Here is a 3,442-nt window from a genome sequence, read left to right as displayed (position 1 = left end):
CAAGATTTTTCTTGATTCCCTTGTAGACTACCTCGGACTCGTACATGGCTCCAACGCCAGACAAAAAGTTGCGTTCAGCCTCCGGGATGCCAAGCTTGTCAAATGTGTTTTTTATGTAGTCCGGGACATCCTTCCAGCTTTTTGAGCCTGCGCTTTCAGGTTTTACGTAATGCGTTATCTCGTTTAGGTTCAGCCCGGACAAGTCGGGTCCCCATGTTGGAATGGGCTTTGAGTTGAACACCTTTAGCGAGTGGAGCCTGTGCTGCAGCATCCAGTCTGGCTCGCCTTTTTGCCTTGATATTTCCCTAATCGTCTCCTCGTTCAGCCCTTTTTTTGTCTCAAAAATCGCCCTCACCGGGTTTGCCTGCGGGCTATATTTTTCAGGAGCCGCCTGCGCATCTTCGCGCTCAATTTTCAGTGCCGCCATAACAAACAACTTCCAAAATCAGCGAATCGAAATGCCCTTGCTTAGCTTCCAGAATTCTTGGCCGCAACCTCGCTTTTCACCCATCCATACCCTTTTTCCTCAATCTTGTGCGCCAGGTCTGCCCCGCCGCTTTTTATTATCCTGCCGCCTGCAAGAACATGGACAAAATCCGGCTTTATGTAGCGCAAAATGCGCGAGTAGTGCGTGATTATTATTATGCCAACTCCCGGCCCTGCCACCTTGTTTATCCCTTCGGCAACAGTCCGCAGGGCATCCACGTCAAGGCCGGAATCTGTCTCGTCCAATATTGCAAACTTTGGCTCAAACAGCGACAGCTGCAGTATTTCCGCCCTTTTTTTCTCCCCGCCTGAAAATCCCTCGTTTATGTATCTTGATGCAAACGAGCTGTCAAAGTCAAGCTGCTTCATCCTTTTCTCAAGCAGCTTTCTGAAATCAAGCACCTCAAGGGGCTTTATCCCTTTCATTGCAGCATGGGCAACCCTCAAAAAGCTTGAGAACGTTACACCCCCTATTTCGATTGGCGACTGCATTGAAAGAAAGATGCCCTTCTTTGCAATCTTGTCAGTGTCCAAATCCGCTATTGACTCGCCGTTTAGAAGTATGTCCCCGCTGTCTACTTTGTAGTTGCTTTTCCCAAGAATTGCAAGTGCCATTGTGGACTTTCCGCTTCCATTTGGCCCCATTATTGCGTGAATTTCGCCCTGCCTCACTGTAAGGTCAAGCCCCTGGAGGATTTTTTTCCCATCCGCCTCTATTGAGACGTGCAGGTTCCTGATTTCAAGCACCTGGCCTTCGCCATTCCTATTGCCCTTTGTAGCCTTTGTCATAACAAGCACCTTGCCTTAACCTTTGCCACATTCATTTTCTTGCAGTTGAAAAAAGGCAGTCATAATCCGGATTTATTGTGGCGCATGTGGTGCAAACCATCCTGCTTATCTCGAATGAGCCGATGCCATCCCTTGCAATCCTCATTGCAATCTGCTTTGAGTTTTTGCTGATAAGTGCCGTCTTTTGCGCCTTTTCAATCTCGTGAGAATAATCGTGCGTAATGTACTTGCTTACCTGCGCCTGTGTCATGCCAAGCGCCTTTGCAATCCTCACCTGCGACATGCCATGGCTTGCGTAGAGGCTTTGCACAATGCCTGCTTTCAGAGCCGGTATGTAATACTTTACAATGCTCTCACACGGGGTAATCATAAGACCACTTTAAATGAGTTGCAGGCAATCACTGCAACCCCACCACTAATAATATATAACTGGGTTATAATTTAAAAAGAAACTGTGTTGGATTTGGGTGTCGGGCAAATGGCATATATACCTTGTTAACCTAATTTTTTCATGCCCTCGCAGATAAAACAAGCTCGCAATCACGCCTTGGACGAGGCATTCTCAAGCATTGTCGCATATGCTCGCCAGTCGGGAGATGCGGCAAAGAACTGCCTTGCAGGCTCGTATCAATCTTTTAGGAAGCTTCTGCTTGAAAGCGCCCCAACTTCCCTTGAAGCCCAAAAACTGCTTTTATTCCTTTGCGAAAACCTTGCGCCCTGCGCAATCACCCAAGATGCTCAAAAGGCATTGTTTTCAAGCCCAAAGGCATCAACGGAAATTTCCGTAGCAGTGGACCCTTCTTTGCTTTCAGACAACAAACCGCTTCGTGAGGCAGCCTTCAACTCTTTGGTTGAAATTTACTCAAAAAGAAAGGAGCTTGCACTTGACAACAATGAAGAGTATCTTTTCAGGTGGAAAGCCACATTTGAAGCCTTTATTTCGCTTTATCCCGAGTTGGCAATTGCTGCTGTTGAGAAAAGGGATGATGCAATTGTAAATCGCGTTCTAGACTACCTGGTCTTCAATAATCCCCATCCGGAAAATAAGGAAAAATTTCGCGGTTTTGCGGATTTTGTCTATGAAAAGGCATTGAGCCAGGACAAATATTACTACGACATTGCCTCCAGGCTGTTTGGCTACGAATACCCAAAATCCAAATCCAAACTGTACAAGCTTTTCGAGCTTGCCAAAAATGAGCAAGATTTCGTGTTTACCAGGCTAATTGTGCACTCGCTTTATAACCCGGACTGGGAATTTACAAAGAAATTTCTTGAGAAAATAAACGACATGTATGAGAATGGCAGCCATGAAAATCTTCGCGGCGCTGCAAAAATAGTCGGATACATTTTCGCGTATGGGATAGCAAGGAATTACAGGCCGCCTGACATGGGTTTTTTTGAAAAAATTGACGCCGCATTATATTTCCTCCAAAGCAGCGGGATTGCAAAAAGGATTTTTGGCTCTGTGGACGCCGTCCTTGATGCCGCCTCCGGAAAACCGCCTGCAGGCTCCCTGGTAAGCCTTCTTACTCAAGACGATAAAGCCAAGACATTTGCGCTTCAGTGCATATCCTACAGCTTCAAGTCATACGATTCAGATGACTCTTACTCGCATACGGAGCCATTGTATATAGACAAATTCGTACTGCCAGAACTTGGCAAGCTGTCAAGTTCGGATATCAGGAAAGTCAAGGAGGCACTTTCGGATTCAACAAAACACCCTGAAACAAAAAAAGGCGCGCTTCACATGTTGCATCTCATTGAACTTCTCGGAAAGTAAACGCACAAGCAAAAAACGCACAAACAATAGAAGTGGTATTGCACCTGCAAAAAATAATTGAGAAATACGAAAAGGAGGGCAAATAAGCTACCTACTCCATTCTGTAAACTTAACTGGGGGTACTTTTTTTCAGTCATACCTGATTTCAAAATCGTGGTATTCTGGCCTTGCCTTCTGCTTTTTCTCCTCGTGTATGCACTCCTTGACGTCAATAAGTATGAAAATGCCCTTTTCCTTGCCTATCTTTGAGACAAGCAAGCCGACTTTTTCCTCAGTTTCAGCCTCGGCAACTACAAACACGCTTCCGTCAGCTTCGTTTTTCACAAATCCGGTTATCCCAAGACTTTTTGCAAGCCTCTCAACGTGCCTTCTAAAGCCGACGCCTTG

Annotated in this window: 5 protein-coding genes; 1 reads left to right on the top strand and 4 read right to left on the bottom strand. The window is 45.9% G+C overall.

Features of this window, described 5'->3' with window-relative positions:
• The 3 genes from FJZ26_05035 to FJZ26_05025 form a co-directional block, all read right to left on the bottom strand.
• Nucleotides 1–427 (bottom strand): Fe-S cluster assembly protein SufB (locus tag FJZ26_05035; GenBank protein MBM3229771.1); only part of this gene is annotated, 427 nt, incomplete at its 3' end.
• 41 nt (nucleotides 428–468) lie between these two features.
• On the bottom strand, nucleotides 469–1,275 hold the full coding sequence (sufC, locus tag FJZ26_05030) for a Fe-S cluster assembly ATPase SufC (protein MBM3229770.1): 807 nt from the start codon (nucleotides 1,273–1,275) through the stop codon (nucleotides 469–471).
• A 31-nt stretch (nucleotides 1,276–1,306) separates the two neighbouring features.
• The gene (locus FJZ26_05025) at nucleotides 1,307–1,645 is read right to left on the bottom strand and encodes a hypothetical protein (GenBank protein ID MBM3229769.1); all 339 of its coding nucleotides are present in this window, start codon (nucleotides 1,643–1,645) and stop codon (nucleotides 1,307–1,309) included.
• Nucleotides 1,646–1,822: 177 nt separating this feature from the next.
• On the opposite strand from FJZ26_05025, the gene FJZ26_05020 reads away from it, so the two are divergent.
• The gene (locus tag FJZ26_05020; GenBank protein MBM3229768.1) at nucleotides 1,823–3,055 is read left to right on the top strand and encodes a hypothetical protein; all 1,233 of its coding nucleotides are present in this window, start codon (nucleotides 1,823–1,825) and stop codon (nucleotides 3,053–3,055) included.
• Nucleotides 3,056–3,184: 129 nt separating this feature from the next.
• On the opposite strand, the gene FJZ26_05015 is transcribed toward FJZ26_05020, so the two are convergent.
• Nucleotides 3,185–3,442 (bottom strand): acylphosphatase (locus tag FJZ26_05015; protein MBM3229767.1); only part of this gene is annotated, 258 nt, incomplete at its 5' end.

The sequence above is a fragment of the Candidatus Parvarchaeota archaeon genome (genome assembly GCA_016866895.1).
Classification (GTDB): domain Archaea; phylum Micrarchaeota; class Micrarchaeia; order Anstonellales; family VGKX01; genus VGKX01.
Note: the sequence above shows the minus strand (reverse complement) of the source record. Positions and strands in the feature narration are given on the sequence as shown.